We start from the raw sequence: 267 nt of genomic DNA on the forward strand, positions 1-267 counted from the left end.
ATCGCGTGATAGTCGCCGGGGTTGCCGCGCCGGGCCTGTGCGGCGGCACCGAGTTCTCGAACGTGCGCTTCAAGGGCGACGACGCGGCCGCGGCCAAGGTCTACGAAGGCACGACGCCGCTGACCGCCAAGGATATCGCCGAGACCGCCTACTGGACCGCGACCCTGCCGCCGCACGTGAACGTCAACCTGATCGAGCTGATGCCGACTTGCCAGGGATTCTCGCCGTTCAATATCAAGCGGGGCTGAGCGGTTTCGTAGGGTGGGT

At 66.3% G+C, this 267-nt stretch carries 1 pseudogene; it reads left to right on the forward strand.

What is annotated here, in order from left to right:
• Positions 1-248, forward strand: a pseudogene (locus KVT32_RS30265) (NADP-dependent 3-hydroxy acid dehydrogenase); the annotation flags it as partial.
• Positions 249-267: the final 19 nt, after the last annotated feature.

Origin of the sequence: Achromobacter sp. GbtcB20 (assembly GCF_019091095.1) — a bacterium.
GTDB classification, from domain to species: Bacteria; Pseudomonadota; Gammaproteobacteria; order Burkholderiales; family Burkholderiaceae_B; genus Achromobacter; species Achromobacter mucicolens.